Below are 22,629 nucleotides of genomic sequence, written 5' to 3' on the forward strand. Positions count from 1 at the left end.
CGCAGGTCGGGGGATGTTGTCACGGTTCCGCAACAGCCCCTGAGCTGCTCAGTCCGGCGGGGGCTCGGAGCCGGAACCGCTCCCGGAGCCGGGCGGCCGGCCCCGCCGGGGCAGCGGGCCGGCGTCCCGCGGCAGCCGCCCCGCCTCGGCCAGGGCCCTGCGCAGCAGGAACTCGATCTGGGCGTTCGCCGACCGCAGCTCGTCCCCGGCCCACCGGGCCAGCGCCTCGTACACCGCGGGGTCCAGCCGCAGCAGCACCTGCTTGCGCTGCCGCGGCGGCCGCCGCCGGGGTGCGGAACCCTCGGAAGGAGCCGTCACTGGTAGAGCGTCCCGGCGTTGAGGACCGGCTGCGGGGCCCGGTCGCCGCACAGCACCACCATGAGGTTGGAGACCATGGCGGCCTTGCGCTCCTCGTCGAGCGTGACGAGGTCCTGCTCGGTGATCCGGGCGAGCGCCGACTCGACCATGCCCACGGCGCCTTCCACGATCTGCCGCCGGGCGGCGACCACCGCTCCGGCCTGCTGCCGCTGGAGCATCGCCGAGGCGATCTCGGGTGCGTAGGCGAGGTGCGTGAAGCGCGACTCGATGATCTGCACGCCGGCCGCCTCCACGCGCGCGTGCAGTTCGACCGCGAGCTTCTCGGTGATCTCCTCGGCGTTGCCGCGCAGCGACAGGCCGTCCTCCTCGTGGGCGTCGTAGGGGTACTCGATGGCGATGTGCCGCACGGCCGCCTCGGTCTGCGTGGAGACGAACTCGATGTAGTCGTCCACCTCGAACGTCGCCTGCGCGGTGTCCTCGACGCGCCAGACCACGACCGCGGCGAGCTCGATGGGGTTGCCGTAGGCGTCGTTGACCTTCAGCACGGCCGTCTCGTGGTTGCGGACGCGGGTGGAGATCTTCGTGCGGGAGGTGAAGGGGTTCACCCAGCGCAGGCCGTCCTGCCGGATCGTCCCCCGGTACCGGCCGAAGAGCTGGACGACCCGGGCCTCGCCCGGCGCCACCATGTTCAGCCCGCACATGGCGAGGAACGCCGCGAGCGCGACCAGGATGCCGGCGACGATCAGGCCGGCCTTGGCGCCGGTCGCGGACACCGTCGTGGCCGCCGCGATCAGTCCGGCGCCGGCCAGCAGCCCGAGCAGGCCGAGCAGCAGGGCGAGCCCGCCGCCGATGCTGTGCGCGGCGAACTCCCGGACGCGGGGCGCCGGCATCTCCGGCACATCGGGTGTGACCTGCGCGTCGTGTGTGGTCATGGGTGATCCCCCGGTTCTCTGCGGAACAACGCAAGCTTAGCTTCCAAATAGCTAAGTGATATCACTTTACCCCGTCGTGGCAACCTCACACGTGTCACGTACGTCGGTTCCGGTGGGATGGGTGCTGATTGTCACGTCCGCAAAGACCCGGATCGGCAGCCCTTTCTCTTATCTCCCGGTGTTAGCTTTCTGAGCTGACCTGAGCGGCGACCCTGTGTGACACGTGAGCACACATGAACGAAGCGGAGCGGATCGGACCCATGGGACGAGCGGATGAGAGACGCGCCCGACAGCGCGGTGGGCGCCGGGCGGCACCCAAGCGCCGCCGTTCGTCGGGCGCGGCCGGGAAGAGCGGCATACGCAGGCTCTTCACCTGGAAGAAGATCCTCGGCACCTTCCTCGGCCTGTGCCTGCTCGGAATGGGCGCCTTCATCGTGCTGTACATGGTGATCGACATCCCCGAGGGGAACGCCGACGCCAAGCGGCAGAGCAACATCTACAAGTACAGCGACGGCACCATCATGGCCCGCGACGGCAAGGTCAACCGCGAGGTCGTCGACCTGGCCCGGGTCCCCAAGGAGGTCCGTCTCACCTTCGTCGCCGCGGAGAACAAGACCTTCTACAAGGACGCCGGCGTCGACCTCAAGGGCACCGCCCGCGGCCTGTTCAACACCCTGGCCGGGCGCGGCGCGCAGGGCGGTTCGACGATCACGCAGCAGTACGTCAAGAACTACTACCTCACGCAGGAACAGACCGTCTCGCGCAAGCTGAAGGAACTGGTCATCTCCCTGAAGCTGGACCGGGAGAAGTCCAAGGACTACATCCTCGCCGGCTACATCAACACCAGTTACTACGGCCGCAACGCCTACGGCATCCAGGCCGCCGCCCAGGCCTACTACCGCACCGACGCCGAGAAGCTCACCGTCGCGCAGGGCGCCTACCTCGCCGCGCTGCTCCAGGCCCCCAGCCAGTACGACTGGGCCGTCGCCTCGGAGACCGGTAAGAAGCTGGTGAAGGCGCGCTGGAACTACGTCCTGGACAACATGGTCGAGGAGGGCTGGCTCAGCCGGTCCGAGCGGTCCGGGATGGAGTTCCCGGTGCCGAAGGACCCCAAGCCCGCCCCCGGCATGGAGGGCCAGAAGGGCTACCTCGTCAACGCGGCCAACGCCGCCCTGGAGAGGCAGCTCGTCGCGGACGGAGCGGCCGGCAGCGCGAAGGAGGCCGAGGCCATGGTCAACGCCGGCGGCTGGACCCTCACGCTGAACATCGAGAAGAAGAAGCAGGCGGCACTCGAGAAGTCCGTCCGCCGGCAGCTCACCAGCAAGCTCGACCCCGACAAGCGCAAGGTCGACGGGGACGTCCAGGCCGGAGCGGTGTCCGTCAACCCGAAGACCGGCGCGGTGGTCGCGATGTACGGCGGTGAGGACTACTTCAAGCACTACACCAACAACGCCACCCGCTCCGACTACCAGCCCGCCTCCACGTTCAAGCCGGTCATCCTGGCCGCGGCCCTGGAGGAGCGGGCCAGGACGCAGGACGGCAAGCCCATCACCGCCGACACGATCTACGACGGCACGAGCAAGCGCCCGGTCGTCGACAACGGCAGGAAGGTCGGCTTCGCCCCCGAGAACGAGGACGACGCGGACTACGGCCCGATCTCCGTGCAGACGGCCATGAACAAGTCCGTCAACTCCGTCTTCGCGCAGATGGGCGTCGACGTCGGCATGTCCGAGGTCGTGAAGGTGGCCGGCAAGCTCGGCATGGACACCGAGAACATGGAGGCCGTGCCCGCGCAGACCCTCGGCAGCATGGGCGCGAGCCCGCTGGAGATGGCCGGGGTCTACGCGACCCTCGACAACCACGGCAAGAAGGTCACCCCGGCCCTCGTGAAGTCGGCCGAGCACCTGAACAGGACCGTGACCATGCCCGACCCGGTCGGCGACCAGGTCATCAGCCGCGAGGCCGCCGACTCGGTGACCTCGGTGCTGACCGGCGTGGTCGACGACGGCACCGCCCGGGCGTCCGTGCGCGACAACCCGCTGCGCGACGGCCAGCAGGTCGCCGGCAAGACCGGCACGTCCGACAACAACAAGTCGGCCTGGTTCATCGGCTACACACCGAAGCTGGTCACCTCGGTGGGCCTGTTCGGCGAGGACGCCAAGACCCACGCCCAAGTGCCGATGTACAAGGCGGGCGGCCAGCCCCGGGTCAACGGCGGCGGCTTCCCCGCGCAGATCTGGGCGGCGTACACCTTCGGCGTGATGGACGGCGTCAGCAGGTTCGACCTGGAGACGCGGCAGGGCGCGGCCGTCGAGCCGACGTGGACGCCGACGCCGTCGCAGTCGCCCACCCAGGAGCCGACGCGGGAGCCGACCACCGAGGCGCCGTCGTCGTCCCCGCCGCCGACCACGCAGGAGCCGTCCACGACCCCGCCGACGCAGCCGTCGTCGTCCCCGCCCACCTCCACCTCACCGAGCGCCCCGCAGACGACCCCGCCGGAGGACGGCGGCGGTCCGCTCGATCCGATCAAGCCGGACGACGAGTAGGGCACGACGAAGGGCGCCCGGTGCACACCGGGCGCCCTTCGCTCGTTTTGTCGGCGGTTCAGCCGCGGTTGAGCTCGAACCACACCACCTTGCCCGTGCTGAGCCGGGTCGCACCCCATCGCCGGGCCAGCCGGTTCACCAGGTACAGGCCCCGCCCGCCCTCGTCGGTGGCCCGGGCCTGGCGCAGCCGCGGCAGCTGCGGGACGTCGTCGCCTACTTCGCAGCGCAGCACGTCCGTGCGCAGCAGCCGCAGGGTCACCGGCCGGGACGCGTACCGCACGGCGTTCGTCACCACCTCGCTGACCAGCAGCTCCACCGAGTCGCTGAGCTCCTCCAGGCCCCAGCGCTGCAACGCGCGCCGGGCCAGCCGGCGGGCCCGGCCGGGAGCGGCGTCCTCCGGCTCCAGGAACCAGTACGCCACGTCACTGGGCGCGATCCCGTCGAAGCGGGCGGCGAGCAGCGCGATGTCGTCGTCCCGGTCGCCCGGGCCGAGCATGTCGAGCACCTCGTCGCACAGCGCCTCCAGGGGCGGCGGGTGGTCGGGGCCGGTGAGCTGCGCGGTCGCGGCGAGCTTCTCCCGCAGCTGCTCGATGCCGGTCCACACGTCGCGCAGGCGCGACTCGACCAGGCCGTCGGTGTACAGCAGCAGCGTCGCCCCGGCGGGCGCGTCCAGCTCCACCGCCTCGAAGTCGACGCCGCCGACCCCGATGGGCGCGCCGGCCGGGACGCGCAGCACCTCGGCACGGCCGCCCAGGTGGAGCAGGACGGGCGGCGGATGACCGGCGTTGGCGATGGTGATGCGGTGCGATACCGGGTCGTAGACGGCGTACAGGCAGGTCGCCATGCGGTCCACGCCCAGGCGCTGGGCCTGTTCGTCGAGGTGGTGCAGGACCTCCTGCGGCGGCAGGTCGAGGCCGGCGAGCGTCTGGGCCGTGGTGCGCAGCTGGCCCATGATGGCGGCCGACGTCATGGAGTGGCCCATGACGTCACCGACGACCAGGGCGACGCGGCTGCCGGGCAGCGGGATCGCGTCGTACCAGTCACCGCCGACCCGGGCGGTCTCCGCCGCGGGCAGGTAGCGCGAGGCGAGCCGCACGCCCGTCGGGCGGGGCAGCGTCTCGGGCAGCATGGTGCGCTGCAGCTCGTCCGCGATGTAGGCCTCGCGGCCGTACAGCACCGCCTTGTCGATGCCGAGGGCGCTGTGCGTGGCGAGCTGGGCGGCCACCAGCAGGTCGTCCGGTTCGAAGGCGATGCGCTCGGGGCGGCGCAGGAACAGGGCGGCGCCGATCACCCGGCGCCGGCCGCGCAGCGGCGCGAGGATCGCGCGCTGCCCGCCCGGTACGGCGAACTCGCCTCCCTCGCCGAGCAGTTCCGGCAGCGCGGCATGGGCGGCGGGGGCGTCGGTGAACACCGGGCGCACCCCGCGCAGCACCTCGGCGAGCGCGCTGCCGGGCCGGACCTCGCACAGCTCGGCACCGACCGAGTCCAGCTCGTTCGGCTCGGGCTGGGCGGCCGGCAGGAAGCCGTTCTCCGTGTCGCGCTCGGCCGGTATCCGGTCGGTGCGGCGCAGCCGCAGCACCAGCGGGCCGGTGGGGCGCTCGTCGCCGACGGGCAGCGGGTCGCGCAGGTAGACGAGGATCGCGTCGGAGAAGGTCGGCACGGTCGCCCGGCACAGCCCCATCACGATCTCGTCGAGGTCGATGCCGCGGGCGATCCGCCGCGTGGCGGCCCCGACGAACCGCAGCCGGTCGCCGTCCCGCCGCATGGGCGTGGGCCGGCCGGGCGGCAGGCTCTGGCCGGTGCGCCGCTCCGGCCCCTCGGCGGTCGCGGCCTGCCGGTCCTGTTCGTCGGCCGGCTGGAGCGGAATACCCTCGGGGGCGGGACGCGGCCGGGGGGTGTCGCGCTCGGCGGTCTGCTCGGCACCCGGCTGGGAGTGCTCGGAGGCGGGGTCGCTCACGGTGTCCTTGCCCTTGCCGAACGGCGTGGAGGTGTCCGGCTGAGACGTGCCCGGCGGAGTGTGGGCCGTCGTGACCGGAACGGTGACGTCGCCGCCGCAGCGGCCCTGGACCGGTAAGGCCCCGGCGCCGGGCGCACGCGCCGGTGCCGAGGTATGCACGAGCGCCCCGCGGGGGTCCGCGGGGTCGACGCCCGGCTGGGGGCGTTCGAAGGAGGTCGGCTGCTCCGTCACGCGTGTCGCATCCATCCGTCCGGGGCTGCACGCCAGGTGTGCAGCTGGTCCCGCCGAAACTCCGATACCCGGAATACGTGCCCCAGGAACGGAATTCCCGCGTGGTCAGAGGTTGTTCCTGTGCCACCGGCGGGCCGTCGGCGGCCCGTGGAGCCCGCGGCGCAGGCCCTGCCGGTGTTGCCCTCGTACCCCTCGCTCACGTCCTGCCGCCCCTCGGTGACGATCGGTCAAGCCCTGCGCGTGCTCCGGTAGTTGTCTGCCGCGCGCCCTTGCGGAGGACGATCCTACGTTTCTTGCCCGGGGGCGCATCAAGGGTCTCATGAGGACACGTGCGCGGGCGTACGATCCCAGTCCTCCGGCAGTGACGGTACCTCCCAGGAGGGATCCGGGCGCCAGTGCTGCCAGCCTTCCGAGAACGGCGGCCCCCAGGCGCGGATCACCGCCACCGCGGCGTGCCCCGCCGTCCGTACCTTTTCCGCCTGTTGGTCGTCCATCAGCCCGTCCCGCCGGGCCTGGGCGAACTCGTCCTCGTCACGCCAGTGCCAACTGCGGTCGGGATGGACGGAGATGTCCAGGAAATGGTCCTCCGAGTCGACGCCGCCCTCCCAACGGGCCAGCGGCTCCTCCAGGTTCACGTACCAGTTCTTGAACTGCCAGCCCGGCTCCCAGAACAGCCAGACCGACCAGGGCTCGCCGGGCCGGGCGAGCTTCAGCACGCCCGTGCCGAACCACCGGTCGCGCTGCACGGTCCGCGGCTTGGTGTAGCGCGACTCCAGCGGCTCCTGGTGCACCGGGGTGCCGTCGGCCAGCACGGGCCTCACGCACTCCGTGCCGGGCGCCAGCCACACGGCGAGCACGTCCGCGTCGTCCCGGACGACGGTGACCGGGCGGGCGATGTGGATGCGCGCGCCGCCGTTCTCCCGGTACCGCCACAGGATCCGGCTGCCGGGCGCCCAGTAGCCCCTCGCACCGCCCTTTGCCACGCGTCTCACCGCTCCGCCCTCCGCCATGGACAGATATTAGGTGCCACAGGCATACGACGCTGCGGCGCGTGTCACGGTTCACGCGCCGGGCGTACGTCCGTCACCTGTCGTCACGGGTGCGTCATCCGCAGGACGTCCAGGGCCTCGTCGAGCTGCTCCAGGGTCAGGTCCCCGCGCTCCACGTACCCGCCGTCCAGCACGGCCTGACGGATCGTCTTCCGCTCGGCCAGGGCCTTCTTGGCGACCTTCGCGGCCTCCTCGTAGCCGATGTACTTGTTGAGCGGTGTGACGACCGAGGGCGAGGACTCGGCGTACTCCCGCGCCCGCTCGCGGTTGGCGGTGATGCCGTCCACGGTCCGGTCGGCGAGCAGCCGGGAGACGTTGGCGAGCAGCCGGATCGACTCCAGCACGTTCTTCGCGATGACCGGCAGCATCACGTTGAGCTCGAAGTTGCCCGCGGCGCCGGCGGTGGCGACGGTGGTGTCGTTGCCCATGACCTGGGCGGCGACCATGAGGACGGCCTCGGGGATGACCGGGTTCACCTTGCCCGGCATGATCGAGGAGCCGGGCTGGAGGTCGGGCAGGGCGATCTCGGCGAGGCCGGTGCGCGGCCCGGAGGCCATCCAGCGCAGATCGTTGGCGATCTTCGTCAGTCCGACGGCGATGGTCCGCAGCTGTCCGCTGGTCTCGACGATGCCGTCCCGGGCGCCCTGGGCCTCGAAGTGGTCCCGCGCCTCGGTCAGCGGCAGCCCGGTGGTGCGGGCGACCTCCTCGATGACGGCGGCGGAGAACCCGGGCGGGGTGTTGATGCCGGTGCCGACGGCCGTGCCGCCGAGGGGCAGTTCGGCGAGCCGGGGGAGGGAGGCGTGCAGCCGCTCGACCCCGTAGCGCACCTGGGCGGCGTACCCGCCGAACTCCTGCCCCAGCGTCACGGGCGTGGCGTCCATCAGGTGGGTCCGCCCCGACTTCACGACGTCGGCGAACTCCTCGGCCTTGCGCTCCAGGGAGGCGGCGAGCTGCTCCAGCGCCGGGATCAGGTCCCGCGTCACGGCGGCGGTGGCGGCGATGTGGATGGCGGAGGGGAAGACGTCGTTGGACGACTGGGAGGCGTTGACGTGGTCGTTCGGGTGCACGGGGCGTCCGAGCCGCTCACTGGCCAGGGTGGCGATGACCTCGTTGGTGTTCATGTTGGACGAGGTCCCGGACCCCGTCTGGAACACGTCGACGGGAAAGTGCTCGTCCCACCGGCCCTCGGCGACCTCCCCGGCCGCGTCCCGGATCGCCTCGGCGACGTCCTCGTCCAGGACCCCCAGCTCGGCGTTGACCTTGGCCGCCGCGCCCTTGATCCGGGCGAGGGCCTCGATGTGGGCGCGCTCGATGCGCTGCCCGGAGACGGGGAAGTTCTCCACGGCCCGCTGGGTCTGGGCCCGCCACTTGGCGTGGACCGGCACCCGCACCTCGCCCATGGAGTCGTGCTCGGTGCGGTACTCGGTCCTGTCCTGCTCGTCGGTCATCGACGATCACCTCCACGTGTCACAGCGTCAGCGCCGCGACCACTGTTCCCCGTGGAGGCGATTCGTCACCGTCCTTCTCAGGCGAGTCCGGGACCGCGTACCGGAATGGACGTGAACGTCGGCGCCGGGGCCGGGTCCTGGAAGAAGTCGTTGCCCTTGTCGTCCACGACGATGAACGCCGGGAAGTCCTCGACCTCGATCTTCCAGACCGCCTCCATGCCGAGCTCCTCGTACTCGACGACCTCGACCTTCTTGATGCAGTCCTGGGCCAGGCGCGCGGCCGGGCCGCCGATGGAACCGAGGTAGAAGCCGCCGTGGGCGTGGCACGCGTCGGTGACCTGCTTGCTGCGGTTGCCCTTGGCGAGCATCACCTTGGAGCCGCCCGCCGCCTGGAACTGCTCCACGTAGGAGTCCATGCGGCCGGCCGTGGTCGGGCCGAACGAGCCCGAAGCGTAGCCCTCGGGCGTCTTGGCGGGGCCGGCGTAGTACACCGGGTGGTCCTTCAGGTACTGCGGCATCTCCTCGCCCGCGTCCAGCCGCTCCTTGATCTTGGCGTGCGCGATGTCGCGCGCCACGACCAGGGGACCGGTCAGGGACAGGCGGGTCTTCACCGGGTACTTGGTGAGCTCGGCGAGGATCGTCTCCATCGGCTGGTTGAGGTCGATCTTCACGACGTCGCCGCTGTCGTCGAGCTGCTCGTCGGTGGTCTCCGGCAGGAAGCGCGCCGGGTCCGTCTCCAGCTGCTCCAGGAAGACGCCCTCAGCGGTGATCTTCGCGACGGCCTGGCGGTCCGCGGAGCAGGAGACGGCGATGGCGACCGGGCAGGACGCGCCGTGCCGGGGCAGGCGCACCACGCGCACGTCGTGGCAGAAGTACTTGCCGCCGAACTGCGCGCCGATGCCGATCCTCTGCGTCAGTTCGAAGACCTTCTGCTCCAGCTCCTTGTCCCGGAAGCCGTGCCCGAGCTCGGAACCCTCGGCCGGGATCTCGTCCAGGTAGTGCGCGGAGGCGTACTTCGCCGTCTTCAGCGCGTACTCGGCGCTCGTGCCGCCGACCACGATCGCCAGGTGGTACGGCGGGCAGGCGGCGGTGCCCAGCGAACGGATCTTCTCCTCCAGGAACCTCATCATGGAGGACTCGTTCAGCACGGCCTTCGTCTCCTGGTACAGGAACGACTTGTTGGCCGAGCCGCCGCCCTTGGCCATGAAGAGGAACTTGTAGGCGCCGCCGTCGGTCGCGTACAGCTCGATCTGCGCGGGGAGGTTGGAGCCGGTGTTCTTCTCCTCCCACATGGTGAGCGGGGCCATCTGCGAGTAGCGCAGGTTCAGGTTCTGGTACGCGTCGTAGATGCCGCGGCTGAGGGCCTCCTCGTCACGGCCGCGCGTCAGCACGTTCTGCCCGCGCTTGCCCATCACGATCGCCGTGCCGGTGTCCTGGCACATGGGGAGCACGCCGGCCGCCGCGATGTTGGCGTTCTTCAGCAGGTCCAGCGCCACGAACTTGTCGTTGGCCGACGCCTCGGGGTCGTCGATGATCCGGCGCAGCTGCGCGAGATGGGCCGGGCGCAGGTAGTGCTGGATGTCGTGGATGGCCTCCTCGGCGAGCTTGCGCAGCGCCTCCGGCTCCACCTGCAGGAAGGTCCGCCCGTCCGGCCCCTCGACCGTGGAGACGCCCTCGGAGGTCACCAGCCGGTACGGGGTGGTGTCCTCTCCCTGGGGGAGCAGATCGGTGTACGCGAACTCAGGCATCTCAGCCCATTCCTCACTCTGCGGACGGCGGCTCGCCCCCTTTGGCGAGCGCCCTCCAGCGTAGGACCTGCCGCTGACGGCGAGCTTGTGAGGTAAGGCTCAGTTCGTCACCTACGCGCCCGGCAGGAACACGGCCGGAGGGGTGTCGCGATCTATCGTGTGTGGGTACGCTGCTGCCGTGGACCTTCAGAAGCAGGACCCTCACCCGCAGGCCGGCCCCGCCGACGCCGAGTTGCGCGCCTCCGACGCCGAACGCGACCGGGTCGCCGACATCCTGCACGACGCTCTCGCCGAGGGCCGTCTCACCGCCGACGAGCACGCCGAGCGCGTCGAGGGGGTGCTGCGCGCCAAGACGGTGGGCGAACTGGAGGTCTTCATCCGGGACCTGCCCGCCGCCCACGGCCTCCGCCCCGGCCCCGCGCACGCCCCGGCCCCGCACCGCCCCACGGCAGGCGCCATCCCGGTCGAGCCGGACGACAACGTGGTCGCGGTCTTCAGCAGCGCCGTCCGCAAGGGGCGCTGGCGCGCGGGCCGCCGGATCCACGCCTACGCGATCTTCGGCAGCGTCGAGATCGACCTCAGCGAGGCGCTCTACGACCACCAGCAGGTCGTGGTCAAGTCGTTCGCGATCTTCGGCAGCGTCGACATCCGCGTCCCGGAGAACGTGTCACTGCGCGGCATGGGCGGCGGCGTCCTCGGCAGCTTCGAGGTCGCCACCCTGGACTCGGGCGACCCGGAGGCCCCCATCGTCTACGTCGACGGCTGGGCCGTCCTGGGCAGCGTCGAGGCGCGAGCCAGGCGCGGCAAGATCGTCGCGGACATCCTGGACCGGGTGCACCGCAAGGTGGACCGGAGTTTGCGCAAACACCTGGGGCATTGACGGTCGCGAACCAACCGGAAGTGGCGGTTCGGAACTCAGTGCATAGGCGCGCGCACAGCGGGTAGGCCTTGCTGCATCGTCTCTCGCTCGCGAAGCCGTCGTCAGGAGTAGACCGTGCTGCAACCGCCGCATTCGTCCCTGCAGGTAGCTGCCGTTCCGGCCCCGCGGGTGCCAGCGCGAGACAGGGACCAGGACGCCCCGTGGCACACCGAAGCGGTGTGCCGGCGCGACGAGGCGGGCCTGTTCTTCGCCCCCTCCAAGGAGCCCACCGCCGCCCGGCTCTCCCGGGAGGAGGCGGCCAAGCGGGTCTGCGCACGCTGTCCGGTCATGGTCGAGTGCCGCGAGCACGCCCTGCTCCAGCCCGAGCCCTACGGCGTCTGGGGCGGCCTCACCGCGGCCGAGCGCCGCGTGGTCCTGGCCCGGCGCCGCCGCCGCGACCTCGAACTGAAGAAGGCGGCCCGCTCGGCGAACCGGATAGCGGCCGCCGGCTAGCGGCCGAGCAGCGCGCAGAAGGGGCGTCCCCACCGCACCGGGGACGCCCCTTCTTTCCGCGCGCTTTCCGCGCGCGGCGTGCTACTTCCCCTTGTCGAAGTCGATCGCGCTGTACGCCCGCAGCTTGGACAGCCGGTGCTCCGAATCGATCCTGCGCACCGTGCCCGAGCGGGACCGCATCACGATCGAGTCGGTCGTCGCCGTCTCCGCCCGGTACCGGACGCCCCGCAGCAGCTCGCCGTCCGTGATGCCGGTCGCCACGAAGAACACGTTCTCGCCGGTGACCAGGTCCTCGGTCGTCAGCACCCGGTCGAGGTCGTGGCCCGCGTCGATCGCCCGCTGCCGCTCCTCGTCGTCCTTCGGCCACAGCTTGCCCTGGATCGTGCCGCCCAGGCACTTGACCGCGCAGGCCGAGATGATGCCCTCGGGCGTGCCGCCGATGCCGAGCAGCAGATCGACCCCGGTGCCCTCCCGCAGGGCCAGGATCGAGCCGGCCACGTCACCGTCGGAGATCAGCTTGATGCGCGCCCCGGTGTCCCGGATCTCCTTGATGATGCCCTCGTGCCGCGGCCGGTCCAGGATCACCACGGTGACGTCCTCGGGCGCGGACCGCTTGGCCTTCGCGACCCGCCGGATGTTCACCGACACCGGTGCGTTGATGTCGACGAAGTCCGCCGCCTCGGGGCCGGTGACGAGCTTGTCCATGTAGAAGACCGCGGACGGGTCGAACATCGACCCGCGTTCGGCGGCCGCCAGCACCGCGATGGCGTTCGTCATGCCCTTGGCGGTCAGCGTGGTGCCGTCGATGGGGTCCACGGCGATGTCGCACTCGGGCCCGGTCCCGTCACCCACCCGCTCCCCGTTGAACAGCATCGGGGCCTCGTCCTTCTCGCCCTCGCCGATGACGACGACGCCGTTCATCGAGACGGTGGAGACGAGGGTCCGCATGGCGCGGACCGCGGCGCCGTCGGCGCCGTTCTTGTCACCGCGTCCGACCCAGCGGCCCGCGGCCATCGCCGCCGCCTCGGTCACCCGGACCAGTTCCAGGGCGAGGTTGCGGTCGGGGGCCTCGGAGGGCACATCGAGTTCGGACGGCAAGTGATGATGCTCGGTCATCGGAGCGCACCTTTCTGTACGACGACGGCCGGATGAGGGCTTTGTCGCCCGACTCTATCTCCGAGCCCGCAAAATGAGCAGGGCCCCCCACGGATGAGCGCAGCACAGACCTGCGACGATAGGGGGCGTGGCAGGCACCAACGGCAAGCAGAAGACCGCGCGGGACATGATCCTCTCCCTCGGGGTCATCGTCCTCGTGGCGGGCGTCATCTACCTCTTCATCCCGCACGACGACACCGAGCCCGACCTCAAGCGCGTCGACTACCGGGTCGAACTGCTCACGGCACGCCGCGCCGCCCCGTACCCCGTCGCCGCGCCCGAGAACCTGCCCGGCGCGTGGAAGGCCACCTCCGTCCGCTACCAGGCCGACGACTTCGACACCTGGCACCTCGGGTTCCACGATCCCGAGGGGGAGTACGTGGCGGTCCGGCAGTCCACTCAGCGCCGTCCCGTCTTCCTCGACGAGGCGACGCAGGGCGCGCGGGAGACCGGGAAGACCGAGCGGATCGACGGCCGGACCTGGACCCGCTGGGAGGGCGGCCGGTACGACGCGCTGGTCCTGGAGGACACGAAGGGCTCGACGACGGTCGTGACCGGCACCGCCTCGTTCGCGCGGCTGACGGAGATGGCGCGGGCGCTGCGGACGAAGTGAACGCGCACGAGGAAGGCCCCCGGCGGCTCGCCGGGGGCCTTCCTCGTATCCGTGACCCGGGGGGTGCCGTGACCCGGGGGGTGCCGGTGGCTCGGACGGTGGCGCGGCTCAGACGGTCGTGACGACCTGGTCGAACTCCAGGCGCGGGGAGCGCGGGTACCAGGCGTCCGGGCCCGGGCGGCCGATGTTGACGACCATCAGCGGGGTGTGGTCGTCGTCCAGGAACTCCTTGCGCACGCCCTCGAAGTCGAAGCCGGTCATCGGGCCGGCGGCCAGGCCGGCGGCGCGGACGCCGACGATGAAGTACGCGGCCTGCAGGGAGGCGTTCATCGCGGCCGCGCTCTCGCGCACCGGGCGCTCGGCGAAGAAGGCGTCCTTGGCCTGGGGGAAGGCCGGGAACAGGTGCGGCAGCTCCTCGTGGAACTCGTTGTCCGCGGAGAGGATCGCGACCAGCGGGGCGCTCGCGGTCTTGGCCCGGTTGCCCTCGGCCATGTGCGCGACCAGGCGCTCGCGGGCCTCGGGGGAGCGGACCAGGGTGATGCGCAGCGGGGTCTGGTTGAAGGCGGTCGGGCCGTACTTGACCAGGTCGTAGATCGCCTGCACCTGCTCGTCCGTCACCGGTTCGTCGGTGAAGGTGCTGGCGGTGCGGGCCTCGCGGAACAGGAGGTCCTGGGCTGCGGGGTCAAGAACGAGAGACATGAACGGAACCTTCTCGGGGTGTACGTCGGGTCCGGGGTGCCGGACCGGCTGACGTCCGCGACAGTACGCCAATGAAGTTCAACATTCAATCAAATCTGGGGCGCGGTGATCCACTTCACAGTGAGTCACCCTGTGGTCGTCGCTGTCGTCGCTGTCGTCGCTGTCGTCCCTGACGCAGTGACGCCGCGGTCCCCGTCGCCCCGGTGCGGCTACTCGGCGTCCTCGTCCGCCGCGGCCTCCTCGGCCAGCGCCGCGTCCAGCCGCGCCCGTGCCCCCTCCAGCCAGCGCCGGCACACCCGGGCCAGCTCCTCGCCCCGCTCCCAGAGCGCCAGGGACTCCTCCAGCGTCGTACCGCCCGCCTCCAGACGGCGGACGACCTCGATCAGCTCGTCCCGTGCCTGTTCGTACCCGAGCGCCTCGTCCGTGCCCGGCGCCTGCTCCACCTCGCTGGTCATCCACCCACCCTATGCGTCGACTCGGACGGAGAACTCACCCTCGGAGACCCGTGCGCGCAGGGCCTCCCCGGCCGCCACCTCGCCGGGGTCGCGGACGGCGTGCCCGTCCGCCTTCTGCAGCACGGCGTACCCGCGCTTCAGGGTCGCGGCGGGCGAGAGGGCCACCACGCGCGCGTGCGTGTGCGTCAGCTCGGAGTCGGCGCGGTCCAGCTGGTGCCGCAGACAGCGGCGGCCGCGGTCGAGCAGATCCGCGACGTGGTCGGCCCGCTCGTCGATCATCCGGTGCGGGTCCTGTATCGACGGCCGCGCGAGCGCGTGCGCCAGGCCCCGCTCCTCCCGGTCCAGCAGCGCCGCCACGCACCGCCGCGCCCGGTCCCGCAGCAGCCGCACGCGCTCGAACTCCTCGCCGACGTCCGGCACGACCTTCTTGGCGGCGTCGGTCGGGGTCGAGGCGCGCAGGTCGGCGACGTGGTCCAGCAGCGGATTGTCCGGCTCGTGGCCGATGGCCGACACCACGGGCGTACGGCACTGCGCGACCGTGCGGACCAGCTGCTCGTCGGAGAACGGCAGCAGGTCCTCGACGCTGCCGCCGCCGCGCGCGACGATGATCACGTCCACGTCGTCCAGCGCGTCGAGTTCCTTCACGGCCTGCACGACCTGCGGCACGGCGTGCACGCCCTGCACGGCGACGTTGCGCACCTCGAAGCGGACGGCGGGCCAGCGGTGCCGGGCGTTCTCCAGCACGTCCCGCTCCGCGGCCGAGGCCCGGCCGCAGACCAGCCCGATCAGCTGCGGCAGGAAGGGCAGCGGCTTCTTCCGCTCCGGCGCGAACAGCCCCTCGCGCGCGAGGGCCTTCTTCAGCTGCTCCAGCCGCGCCAGCAGCTCCCCGACCCCGACGGGCCGTATCTCGGCGGCCCGCAGCGACAGCTGCCCGCGCGGCGCGTACCACTCGGGCTTCGCCAGGACGACGACCCGGGCACCCTCGCTCACGACGTCCGCGACGGCGTCGAACACCTGCCGGTAGCAGGTGACGCCGACGGAGATGTCGTACGACGGGTCCCGCAGCGTCAGGAACACCACGCCGGCACCGGGCCGCCGCGACAACTGCGTGATCTGCCCCTCGACCCACACCGCTCCGAGCCGGTCGATCCACCCCCCGATGAGCCGCGACACCTCGCCGACGGGCAGCGGGGACTCCGGAGTCGTGTTCACAGCCATGCCGCGAGCGTAGTGGGCATCACCGACAACGCCGACCAGCCGCCGGGGGTCAGACCGCCGGAGGCGACGCGGACCTGCGGCGCTCCTGGACCAGCAGCACCACCAGCCCGGCCGCCAGCCACACCGCGCCGACCGCCTGGGCCGTGCCCGACGCCGCCACGATCACGGCGACGGTGATCGCCGCTCCCAGCACCGGCACCAGGATGTGCCGCCACCAGCTCACGGGCCCGCCCCGGCGCCTGACCGCGAACCAGCCCACCACGCTCGCGTGCAGCAGCGTGAACGCGGTCAGCGCGCCGATGTCGACCACCGACACCAACTGGTCCATCCCGTCGTCCCGGCGCGCCGCCCACACCGCCGCGACCAGCGTCACCACGGCCGCGCACAGCAGTGCCACGCGCGGCACCCCGGCACTGGTGCGGGACAGTGCGCGCGGCAGCCGCCGGTCCCGGCCCATGGCGAACAGCAGCCGGGCCGCGGCGGCCTGTCCGGCCAGCGCCGCGAACGCCGCGCCGATCGCCTTGCTCACCGCCACCAGGTCGTGCAGCCAGGTGCCGACCGAGGCGTCCACCGCGTCGTAGAACGCCGACCCCTGCCGCCCCGGCTCCGCCGCCAGCCGCGCCGACGACACCGGCTCCAGCAGCGCCACCAGGTACGTCTGCGCCACGAACAGCACACCCGCCAGCGCCAGGCAGAACAGCAGCGCCCGCGCGACCTTCGCCGAGCCTCCGGTGACCTCCTCCGCGAACGAGGCGATCGCGTCGAACCCCAGGTACGACAGCACCGCCACCGACACCGCCCCGAGCACCGCCGACACCGCGAACGCGCCCTGCGAGCCGTCCCCCGACAGCGGCGACAGCCAGCCCCGCTCGGCACCGTCACGGACCAGCACCACCACCGCGGCCACGACGAAGACGACCAGGACCACGACCTCCAGGAGCAGCACCAGGAAGCCGACCCGGGCCGCGGCCCGCACGCCCCACAGGTTCAGCAGCGTCGTCACGACCACCGCGAGCGCCGTCCAGACCCACCGCGACACCTCGGGGACCAGCGCGTTCATGGCGACCCCGCAGAACAGGTACGCCACCGCCGGGATCAGGACGTAGTCCAGCATCGCCATCCAGCCCGCCACGAACCCGGCCCCCTTCCCGAGCCCGGCGCGCGCGTAGGCGAAGACCGAGCCCGCCTGCGGGACGACCCGGACCATCTGGGCGTAGCTGAACGCGGTGAACGCCATCGCCACCGTCGCGACGACGTACACCAGCGCCACGGCCCCGTGCGACTTGGCGTCCAGCGTGCCGAACACGCCCACCGGGGCCATCGGCGCGATGAACAGCAGCCCGTAGACGACCAGGTCCCTGAAGCCCAGGGTGCGCCGCAGCGCGTGCTCCCCGTCGGCCGTGCGGGCCTCCGTCCCCGTCTCCGCCATCGTGGCCCGCCTCCGCTCCCGTCACCCGTGCCGCACCCGCGTTCGTCAGTCTTCCCGGGGACTCCGCACGGACGCGATCTTTGACCCGCCGAACGCGGCCTTACGATGGGACGCATGTCTGCTTCGCCTGGCCGCCGTGTCCTGCTCGCCGCCCCCCGTGGCTACTGCGCGGGCGTGGACCGCGCCGTGATCGCCGTAGAGAAAGCGCTGGAGCAGTACGGCGCTCCCGTCTACGTCCGCCACGAGATCGTCCACAACAAGTACGTCGTGCAGACCCTGGAGAAGAAGGGCGCGATCTTCGTCGAGCAGACGGAAGAGGTGCCGCCGGGCAACATCGTGATGTTCTCGGCCCACGGCGTGGCCCCCGTCGTCCACGAGGAGGCCGAGCGCGGCAGGCTCGCCACCATCGACGCCACCTGCCCGCTGGTCACCAAGGTCCACAAGGAAGCCGTCCGCTTCGCCAACGAGGACTACGACATCCTCCTGATCGGCCACGAGGGCCACGAGGAGGTCATCGGCACCTCCGGCGAGGCCCCCGACCACATCCAGCTCGTCGACGGCCCCGGCGACGTCGCCAAGGTGGAGGTCCGCGACCCGTCCAAGGTCGTCTGGCTCTCGCAGACCACCCTCTCCGTCGACGAGACCATGGAGACCGTCGACGCCCTGAAGGAGAAGTTCCCGCAGCTCGTCTCCCCGCCCAGCGACGACATCTGCTACGCCACGCAGAACCGCCAGCTGGCCGTGAAGCAGATGGGCGCCGAGTCCGACCTGGTGATCGTGGTCGGCTCGCGCAACTCCTCCAACTCCAAGCGCCTGGTCGAGGTCGCCAAGATCGCCGGTGCCCGCGCCGCCTACCTCGTGGACTTCGCCGACGAGATCGACGAGGCCTGGCTGGAGGGCGTCTCCACCGTCGGCGTCACCTCGGGCGCGTCCGTCCCCGAGGTGCTGGTCGAGCAGGTCCTGGAGTGGCTCTCCCAGCGCGGCTTCGAGGACGTCGAGATCGTCAAGGCGGCCGAGGAGTCCATCACGTTCTCCCTGCCCAAGGAGCTCCGCCGCGACCTGCGCGAGGAGGCGGCCGCGCTGGTCGCCGAGCGCGGCGGCACCGCGGCCGGTGAACGTTCCGCGCAGTGATCGCGGACCCTTCGCGCGGACGGTGCGAAGGGATCGGGGAGCCGTCGTGGACGGGCCGGGCGGGCACGCCGTCCGGTCTGTGACCGATCAGTCCCACGTCGTAACGTAGGGCCATGCAGATCTTCGGCGTGGACATCGGCGGTTCCGGGATCAAGGGTGCCCCGGTGGACCTGGACAAGGGCGACCTGGCGCAGGAGCGCCACAAGGTCCTCACCCCGCACCCGGCCACGCCCGACGGAGTGGCCGACGGCGTCAAGCAGGTCGTCGACCACTTCGGCTGGACCGGACCCGTCGGGGTCACGTTCCCGGGCGTGGTGACCGACGGAGCCATGATCCGCACGGCGGCGAACGTCGACGACAGCTGGATCGACACGGACGCGCGTGCGCTGCTCGGCGAGCGGCTGGGCGGGCTGCCGGTGACGGTGCTGAACGACGCCGACGCGGCGGGCGTCGCCGAGATGCACTTCGGCGCCGGACGCGGCCGCCGGGGCACGGTGATCCTGCTGACGTTCGGCACGGGCATCGGCAGCGCGCTCTTCGCCGACGGCGTCCTCGTGCCGAACACGGAGCTGGGCCACCTGGAGCTGGACGGGCACGACGCGGAGAAGCGCGCCTCCAGCAAGGCGCGCGAGGACCACGACATGACGTGGGAGCACTGGGCCGCGCACCGGGTGCGCCCGTACCTCGCGCACGTGGAGATGCTGTTCTCGCCGGAGCTGTTCATCATCGGCGGCGGCGTCAGCCGCAAGGCCCACAAGTTCCTGCCCCACATCGAGGGCATCAAGGCCCAGATCGTCCCGGCGCAGCTGCAGAACAACGCGGGCATCGTGGGAGCGGCGATGCGGGCGGCGGGGCATTAGGACCGGCGGGGGCGGGGACGCCAGTCGTACGGCAGGAGGCCCCGCTGCCGGGCGCCGTCCGGGCACGGCCACATCGCCGGAGCCGGTCCGGGCACGGGTCACATCGCCGGAGCCGGTCCGGGCACGGGTCACATCGCCGGACGTCCCCCGGCTGCCGCTGCCGCCCTCCTGCGCCGCACCAGCCGGATCCGGCGGACGATCACGATCAGCCCGGCGACGAGCGTCCCGCCGTACAGCCACCCGGCCTGCGTCGCGAGCGCCGTCACCAGCCCCATCAGCCTGCTCCCGCCGCCCTCGGCCACCGGCAGCAGCCCCACGGCGAACGCGATCGGCACGACCACGGGCGCCGTCATCAGGTCCCCGGGGCGCACCCACACGGCGGTCAGCACGCACACCGGCAGGAACAGCACGCCGTACGCCGTCAGGGACGCCCCGAACAGCGCCGCGCACAGCGCACCCAGCAGGAACATCACCGCCCCGCAGAACAACCCGCTGCCCAGCCCGGTCAGCCGCGGGTTGGGCAGCCGCCCGGCGGGCGCCGCGGGCGCGGGCGCGGGCCGGCGCACCGGTGCCGGACGGCGCTGCGCCCCCGGTGGCCGGGCCGCGCGCGCGGGGCCGCCGCCCGCGTGCACGGGACCGGCCCCCGCGCCCCGTTTCACCTGCGGCGGCAGGGGTGGCCTCGGCCGGTCGCGTCGCGGTCCGTACTGGGCAGGTCGCGTCCTGTATCGCTCCACTGCACCAACTTAGGTCGTTCAATATGCCGAATAGCCCGTCAGACACGCCGTGGACCGAGGCTTGGCCAAGCGTTCGATACGCCTCCCGGGGCGGTACCGGGTACGCCGTAGACTGGTGGATCGGCCGGTCCCCTGGCCCCCTGGCCCTCTCCACTCACGGGAAGTCGCAACGTGTCGCTCACGATCGGAATCGTCGGCCTGCCCAACGTCGGCAAGTCGACCCTGTTCAACGCCCTGACCAAGAACGACGTGCTGGCGGCCAACTACCCGTTCGCCACGATCGAGCCCAACGTCGGCGTGGTCGGCGTCCCCGACCCCCGGCTGACGAAGCTGGCGGAGATCTTCAACTCGCAGCGGGTGCTCCCGGCGACGGTCGACTTCGTCGACATCGCGGGCATCGTGCGCGGCGCGAGCGAGGGCGAGGGCCTGGGCAACAAGTTCCTGGCGAACATCCGCGAGTCCGACGCGATCTGCCAGGTCATCCGGGCCTTCAAGGACGAGAACGTCGTCCACGTCGACGGCAAGGTCTCACCCAAGGACGACATCGAGACGATCAACACCGAGCTGATCCTCGCCGACCTGCAGACCATCGAGAAGGTCCTGCCGCGCCTGCAGAAGGAGTCGCGGATCAAGAAGGACGTCGCGCCGAAGGTCAAGGCCGTCGAGGAGGCCAAGGAGATCCTGGAGAAGGGCGACACCCTCTTCTCCCAGGGCATCGTCCAGGGCACCGAGCGCGCCGAGCTGCTGCACGACCTGCACCTGCTCACCACCAAGCCGTTCCTCTACGTCTTCAACGTCGACGAGGACGAGCTGACCGACGAGGACTTCAAGAACGAGCAGCGCGCCCTGGTCGCCCCGGCCGAGGCGATCTTCCTCAACGCCAAGCTGGAGGCGGACCTCGCCGAGCTCGACGAGGACGAGGCCCTGGAACTGCTCCAGTCCGTCGGCCAGGAGGAGCCCGGCCTCGCCACGCTGGCCCACGTCGGCTTCCGCACGCTCGGCCTGCAGACCTACCTCACGGCCGGCCCGAAGGAGTCCCGCGCCTGGACGATCAAGAAGGGCGCCACGGCCCCCGAGGCCGCCGGCGTCATCCACACGGACTTCCAGAAGGGCTTCATCAAGGCGGAGGTCATCTCCTTCGACGACCTGGTGGAGACGGGGTCGGTGGCGGAGGCCCGCGCCAAGGGCAAGGCGCGCATGGAGGGCAAGGACTATGTGATGCAGGACGGGGACGTGGTGGAGTTCCGGTTCAACGTCTAGCCGGTGACGTAGTACCACTTCGTTGATCTGGCAAACGTGCAGGTCAAACGGGGTCTGACTCTTCGGGGTCAGGCCCCTTGATTTTTACCGTGCTGGATAGGTGCTGGATGCCGACGGGCCGCGATGGCACCACGAGCACGCGCGCCGTGAGGCGGAGGGCGTAGCCCCGAGCGGCCGGACCACCAGCGCACCTCTTCACACGTCTAGCGCGTGTCTCTTTGCGCGGCCGTCGCCCCACCCGGAGAGCTCGGTGGTCAGGGTGACGCCGTCGTCGACTTCCTCGGTCCGCCATCCGTGGATGTTCAGCGGCAAGCCGATGCCGATTTCGACCAGGCCACCTGGAGGGTGCTCTGCTCGCACTCGGCATCGCTGAACTCCCAGCCCGGGGCTCGCGAGGTCGGCCACGAGGTCCGTCCGCAGGAGACTGGGCCTCTACCCGATGAGGGCCACCGGAGCGTCCCAGGCGTTGCGGTCGACGGTGATGGTGTGGCCTCCGCGGCTCTCCTTGCTGTTGACCATGTACTGATGGGCGCGGCTGTGGTTGGTGTACAACTTGGGGTCCCAGGGCCAGTCAGCGGTGGTGGTGTTCTTGTTGTTCCACAGCGCGTACCAGAGGTTGCCGGGCAGGTCGGTCCGGTCGGTGGCCGTGGCGATGGCCTTGGCGCTGGAGCTGCTGAAGCCGTAGAGTCCGGCGCGGTAGGTCTTGGCCCGCAGGGTCTTCGAGAAGGAGCGCACGTACGTCAGAGTGGCGTCGTTGCACGCCTTGTTCGTGGTGTCGTACGACTCCATGTTGAGGTAGATCGGGCTGCCTGGCTTCATGCCGAGTGCGGACGCCTTCGCGACGGCGTCCTCGGCGTTGCTCTTGCCGATTGCGGCTGCCGTGGAGGCGGTGAACCTCTCCGGGTTTCTGCTGGTCTGGCAGGGCGGCTGGGCGCCGACGTAGAGCGGGATGAGCTTCCAGCCGGTGGCGCTGACCGACTTCACCCAGGACGCGGTGAGGTTGGGCTGGGCGCAGCCGCGGTTCTTGCCGCCGATGTAGACCGCGGCGGCCCCGTAGAAACCGGTGTTCCACGCCTTCATCGCGGCGAGGGAGGGCGCCGTGCAGGTGTCGAAGGCCCGGCCCGTGTATGTCTTCTGCGCGGGCCAGGTCGTGGCAGCCATGGAGGTCTGCGCCGCGATCCCGGCGCCGGCGAGTACGACGACGCCTGTCGTGGCCCACGCGATGTAACGGCCTCTCTTGGAGAGCCTGTGCTTGGTCATTCCCCACCCCATTCGGATCGCGGTCGGCGGCCACACGTGATGCATCGGTGAAGGCTCCCGAACGCAGCGACACGCCAGAGGGCGCGGCTGCAGCGCTCGTGGCCTTCTGCGGCAGTGTGGTTGAGCTCCGGGCGTCGGAGCGCTCCGCACCTTATCCAAGCCCTCGCTGGTTGGTGGTGGAGGGTGTTGATGCCGGGCTCATGGCTCCGTACAG

The 22,629-nt window shown here is 71.3% G+C and carries 20 protein-coding genes; 7 read left to right on the plus strand and 13 right to left on the minus strand.

Annotation, left to right across the window (positions count from 1 at the left end):
• Positions 1 to 48 precede the first annotated feature (48 nt).
• Both AC07DA_RS14950 and AC07DA_RS14955 read right to left on the minus strand, forming a co-directional pair.
• Positions 49 to 318, minus strand: a complete 270-nt coding sequence (locus tag AC07DA_RS14950; RefSeq protein ID WP_479128095.1) for a type II toxin-antitoxin system antitoxin — start codon at positions 316 to 318, stop codon at positions 49 to 51.
• Complete coding sequence (locus AC07DA_RS14955; protein WP_479128097.1) at positions 315 to 1,250, minus strand: SPFH domain-containing protein; 936 nt, start codon at positions 1,248 to 1,250, stop codon at positions 315 to 317. Before AC07DA_RS14955 ends, AC07DA_RS14950 begins: the two co-directional genes overlap by 4 nt.
• A 260-nt stretch (positions 1,251 to 1,510) precedes the next feature.
• On the opposite strand from AC07DA_RS14955, the gene AC07DA_RS14960 reads away from it, so the two are divergent.
• Entirely contained in the window at positions 1,511 to 3,796 is a 2,286-nt protein-coding gene (locus tag AC07DA_RS14960) for a transglycosylase domain-containing protein (protein ID WP_479128099.1), read from the plus strand.
• Between the two features lie 58 nt (positions 3,797 to 3,854).
• Here AC07DA_RS14960 and AC07DA_RS14965 read toward each other — a convergent pair whose 3' ends face one another.
• From AC07DA_RS14965 to AC07DA_RS14980, 4 genes are all read right to left on the minus strand, one after another.
• Complete coding sequence (locus AC07DA_RS14965) at positions 3,855 to 5,999, minus strand: SpoIIE family protein phosphatase (RefSeq protein ID WP_479128101.1); 2,145 nt, start codon at positions 5,997 to 5,999, stop codon at positions 3,855 to 3,857.
• A gap of 302 nt (positions 6,000 to 6,301) precedes the next feature.
• Positions 6,302 to 6,994, minus strand: a complete 693-nt coding sequence (gene fomD / locus AC07DA_RS14970; protein ID WP_479128103.1) for a cytidylyl-2-hydroxypropylphosphonate hydrolase — start codon at positions 6,992 to 6,994, stop codon at positions 6,302 to 6,304.
• 83 nt (positions 6,995 to 7,077) lie between these two features.
• On the minus strand, positions 7,078 to 8,481 hold the full coding sequence (locus AC07DA_RS14975; protein WP_479128106.1) for a class II fumarate hydratase: 1,404 nt from the start codon (positions 8,479 to 8,481) through the stop codon (positions 7,078 to 7,080).
• A gap of 77 nt (positions 8,482 to 8,558) precedes the next feature.
• Positions 8,559 to 10,229: a fumarate hydratase gene (locus tag AC07DA_RS14980; protein ID WP_479128108.1), complete on the minus strand. Its 1,671-nt coding sequence runs from the start codon at positions 10,227 to 10,229 to the stop codon at positions 8,559 to 8,561.
• A gap of 178 nt (positions 10,230 to 10,407) precedes the next feature.
• Between AC07DA_RS14980 and AC07DA_RS14985 the strand changes: the two genes are divergently transcribed.
• Both AC07DA_RS14985 and AC07DA_RS14990 read left to right on the plus strand, forming a co-directional pair.
• Positions 10,408 to 11,109, plus strand: a complete 702-nt coding sequence (locus AC07DA_RS14985; RefSeq protein ID WP_479128110.1) for a DUF1707 SHOCT-like domain-containing protein — start codon at positions 10,408 to 10,410, stop codon at positions 11,107 to 11,109.
• A gap of 114 nt (positions 11,110 to 11,223) precedes the next feature.
• A complete protein-coding gene (locus tag AC07DA_RS14990; RefSeq protein ID WP_479128113.1) occupies positions 11,224 to 11,601 on the plus strand; it encodes a WhiB family transcriptional regulator in 378 nt (125 codons plus the stop codon).
• An 81-nt stretch (positions 11,602 to 11,682) separates the two neighbouring features.
• On the opposite strand, the gene glpX is transcribed toward AC07DA_RS14990, so the two are convergent.
• Positions 11,683 to 12,717: a class II fructose-bisphosphatase gene (gene glpX / locus AC07DA_RS14995; RefSeq protein WP_031119677.1), complete on the minus strand. Its 1,035-nt coding sequence runs from the start codon at positions 12,715 to 12,717 to the stop codon at positions 11,683 to 11,685.
• Positions 12,718 to 12,844: 127 nt separating this feature from the next.
• Here glpX and AC07DA_RS15000 point away from each other — a divergent pair, with 127 nt between their 5' ends.
• Entirely contained in the window at positions 12,845 to 13,369 is a 525-nt protein-coding gene (locus AC07DA_RS15000; protein ID WP_479128115.1) for a DUF4245 domain-containing protein, read from the plus strand.
• 108 nt (positions 13,370 to 13,477) lie between these two features.
• Here the strand turns inward: AC07DA_RS15000 and AC07DA_RS15005 are convergent, their stop codons facing one another.
• The 4 genes from AC07DA_RS15005 to AC07DA_RS15020 all read right to left on the minus strand — a co-directional run bounded on the left by AC07DA_RS15005 (position 13,478) and on the right by AC07DA_RS15020 (position 17,170).
• The gene (locus AC07DA_RS15005) at positions 13,478 to 14,068 is read right to left on the minus strand and encodes a malonic semialdehyde reductase (RefSeq protein WP_479128117.1); all 591 of its coding nucleotides are present in this window, start codon (positions 14,066 to 14,068) and stop codon (positions 13,478 to 13,480) included.
• Positions 14,069 to 14,277: 209 nt separating this feature from the next.
• On the minus strand, positions 14,278 to 14,523 hold the full coding sequence (locus tag AC07DA_RS15010) for an exodeoxyribonuclease VII small subunit (RefSeq protein ID WP_479128119.1): 246 nt from the start codon (positions 14,521 to 14,523) through the stop codon (positions 14,278 to 14,280).
• 9 nt (positions 14,524 to 14,532) lie between these two features.
• On the minus strand, positions 14,533 to 15,741 hold the full coding sequence (gene xseA / locus AC07DA_RS15015) for an exodeoxyribonuclease VII large subunit (RefSeq protein ID WP_479128120.1): 1,209 nt from the start codon (positions 15,739 to 15,741) through the stop codon (positions 14,533 to 14,535).
• 49 nt (positions 15,742 to 15,790) lie between these two features.
• The gene (locus tag AC07DA_RS15020) at positions 15,791 to 17,170 is read right to left on the minus strand and encodes an APC family permease (protein ID WP_479128122.1); all 1,380 of its coding nucleotides are present in this window, start codon (positions 17,168 to 17,170) and stop codon (positions 15,791 to 15,793) included.
• 105 nt (positions 17,171 to 17,275) lie between these two features.
• Here AC07DA_RS15020 and AC07DA_RS15025 point away from each other — a divergent pair, with 105 nt between their 5' ends.
• Both AC07DA_RS15025 and ppgK read left to right on the plus strand, forming a co-directional pair.
• Positions 17,276 to 18,301: a 4-hydroxy-3-methylbut-2-enyl diphosphate reductase gene (locus AC07DA_RS15025; protein WP_479128124.1), complete on the plus strand. Its 1,026-nt coding sequence runs from the start codon at positions 17,276 to 17,278 to the stop codon at positions 18,299 to 18,301.
• 113 nt (positions 18,302 to 18,414) lie between these two features.
• The gene (ppgK, locus tag AC07DA_RS15030; protein WP_479128126.1) at positions 18,415 to 19,161 is read left to right on the plus strand and encodes a polyphosphate--glucose phosphotransferase; all 747 of its coding nucleotides are present in this window, start codon (positions 18,415 to 18,417) and stop codon (positions 19,159 to 19,161) included.
• A gap of 128 nt (positions 19,162 to 19,289) precedes the next feature.
• Here the strand turns inward: ppgK and AC07DA_RS15035 are convergent, their stop codons facing one another.
• Positions 19,290 to 19,895: a DUF6542 domain-containing protein gene (locus AC07DA_RS15035; RefSeq protein ID WP_479128128.1), complete on the minus strand. Its 606-nt coding sequence runs from the start codon at positions 19,893 to 19,895 to the stop codon at positions 19,290 to 19,292.
• A 171-nt stretch (positions 19,896 to 20,066) separates the two neighbouring features.
• Between AC07DA_RS15035 and ychF the strand changes: the two genes are divergently transcribed.
• A complete protein-coding gene (ychF, locus tag AC07DA_RS15040) occupies positions 20,067 to 21,155 on the plus strand; it encodes a redox-regulated ATPase YchF (protein WP_479128130.1) in 1,089 nt (362 codons plus the stop codon).
• A gap of 432 nt (positions 21,156 to 21,587) precedes the next feature.
• Here the strand turns inward: ychF and AC07DA_RS15045 are convergent, their stop codons facing one another.
• On the minus strand, positions 21,588 to 22,415 hold the full coding sequence (locus tag AC07DA_RS15045; RefSeq protein ID WP_479128132.1) for a glycoside hydrolase domain-containing protein: 828 nt from the start codon (positions 22,413 to 22,415) through the stop codon (positions 21,588 to 21,590).
• Positions 22,416 to 22,629: the final 214 nt, after the last annotated feature.

The organism is Streptomyces sp. NPDC044921, from assembly GCF_056432865.1.

Coding starts and splice junctions, on each gene's coding strand:
- AC07DA_RS14955 (WP_479128097.1), bottom strand. CDS start 1,250: ATGACCACACACGACGCGCAGGTCACACCCGATGTGCCGGAGATGCCG.
- AC07DA_RS15020 (WP_479128122.1), bottom strand. CDS start 17,170: ATGGCGGAGACGGGGACGGAGGCCCGCACGGCCGACGGGGAGCACGCG.
- AC07DA_RS14980 (WP_479128108.1), bottom strand. CDS start 10,229: ATGCCTGAGTTCGCGTACACCGATCTGCTCCCCCAGGGAGAGGACACC.
- AC07DA_RS15005 (WP_479128117.1), bottom strand. CDS start 14,068: ATGTCTCTCGTTCTTGACCCCGCAGCCCAGGACCTCCTGTTCCGCGAG.
- AC07DA_RS15025 (WP_479128124.1), top strand. CDS start 17,276: ATGGGACGCATGTCTGCTTCGCCTGGCCGCCGTGTCCTGCTCGCCGCC.
- AC07DA_RS14960 (WP_479128099.1), top strand. CDS start 1,511: ATGGGACGAGCGGATGAGAGACGCGCCCGACAGCGCGGTGGGCGCCGG.
- AC07DA_RS15045 (WP_479128132.1), bottom strand. CDS start 22,415: ATGACCAAGCACAGGCTCTCCAAGAGAGGCCGTTACATCGCGTGGGCC.
- glpX (WP_031119677.1), bottom strand. CDS start 12,717: ATGACCGAGCATCATCACTTGCCGTCCGAACTCGATGTGCCCTCCGAG.
- AC07DA_RS14975 (WP_479128106.1), bottom strand. CDS start 8,481: ATGACCGACGAGCAGGACAGGACCGAGTACCGCACCGAGCACGACTCC.
- fomD (WP_479128103.1), bottom strand. CDS start 6,994: ATGGCGGAGGGCGGAGCGGTGAGACGCGTGGCAAAGGGCGGTGCGAGG.
- xseA (WP_479128120.1), bottom strand. CDS start 15,741: ATGGCTGTGAACACGACTCCGGAGTCCCCGCTGCCCGTCGGCGAGGTG.
- AC07DA_RS15010 (WP_479128119.1), bottom strand. CDS start 14,523: ATGACCAGCGAGGTGGAGCAGGCGCCGGGCACGGACGAGGCGCTCGGG.
- ppgK (WP_479128126.1), top strand. CDS start 18,415: ATGCAGATCTTCGGCGTGGACATCGGCGGTTCCGGGATCAAGGGTGCC.
- AC07DA_RS14965 (WP_479128101.1), bottom strand. CDS start 5,999: ATGGATGCGACACGCGTGACGGAGCAGCCGACCTCCTTCGAACGCCCC.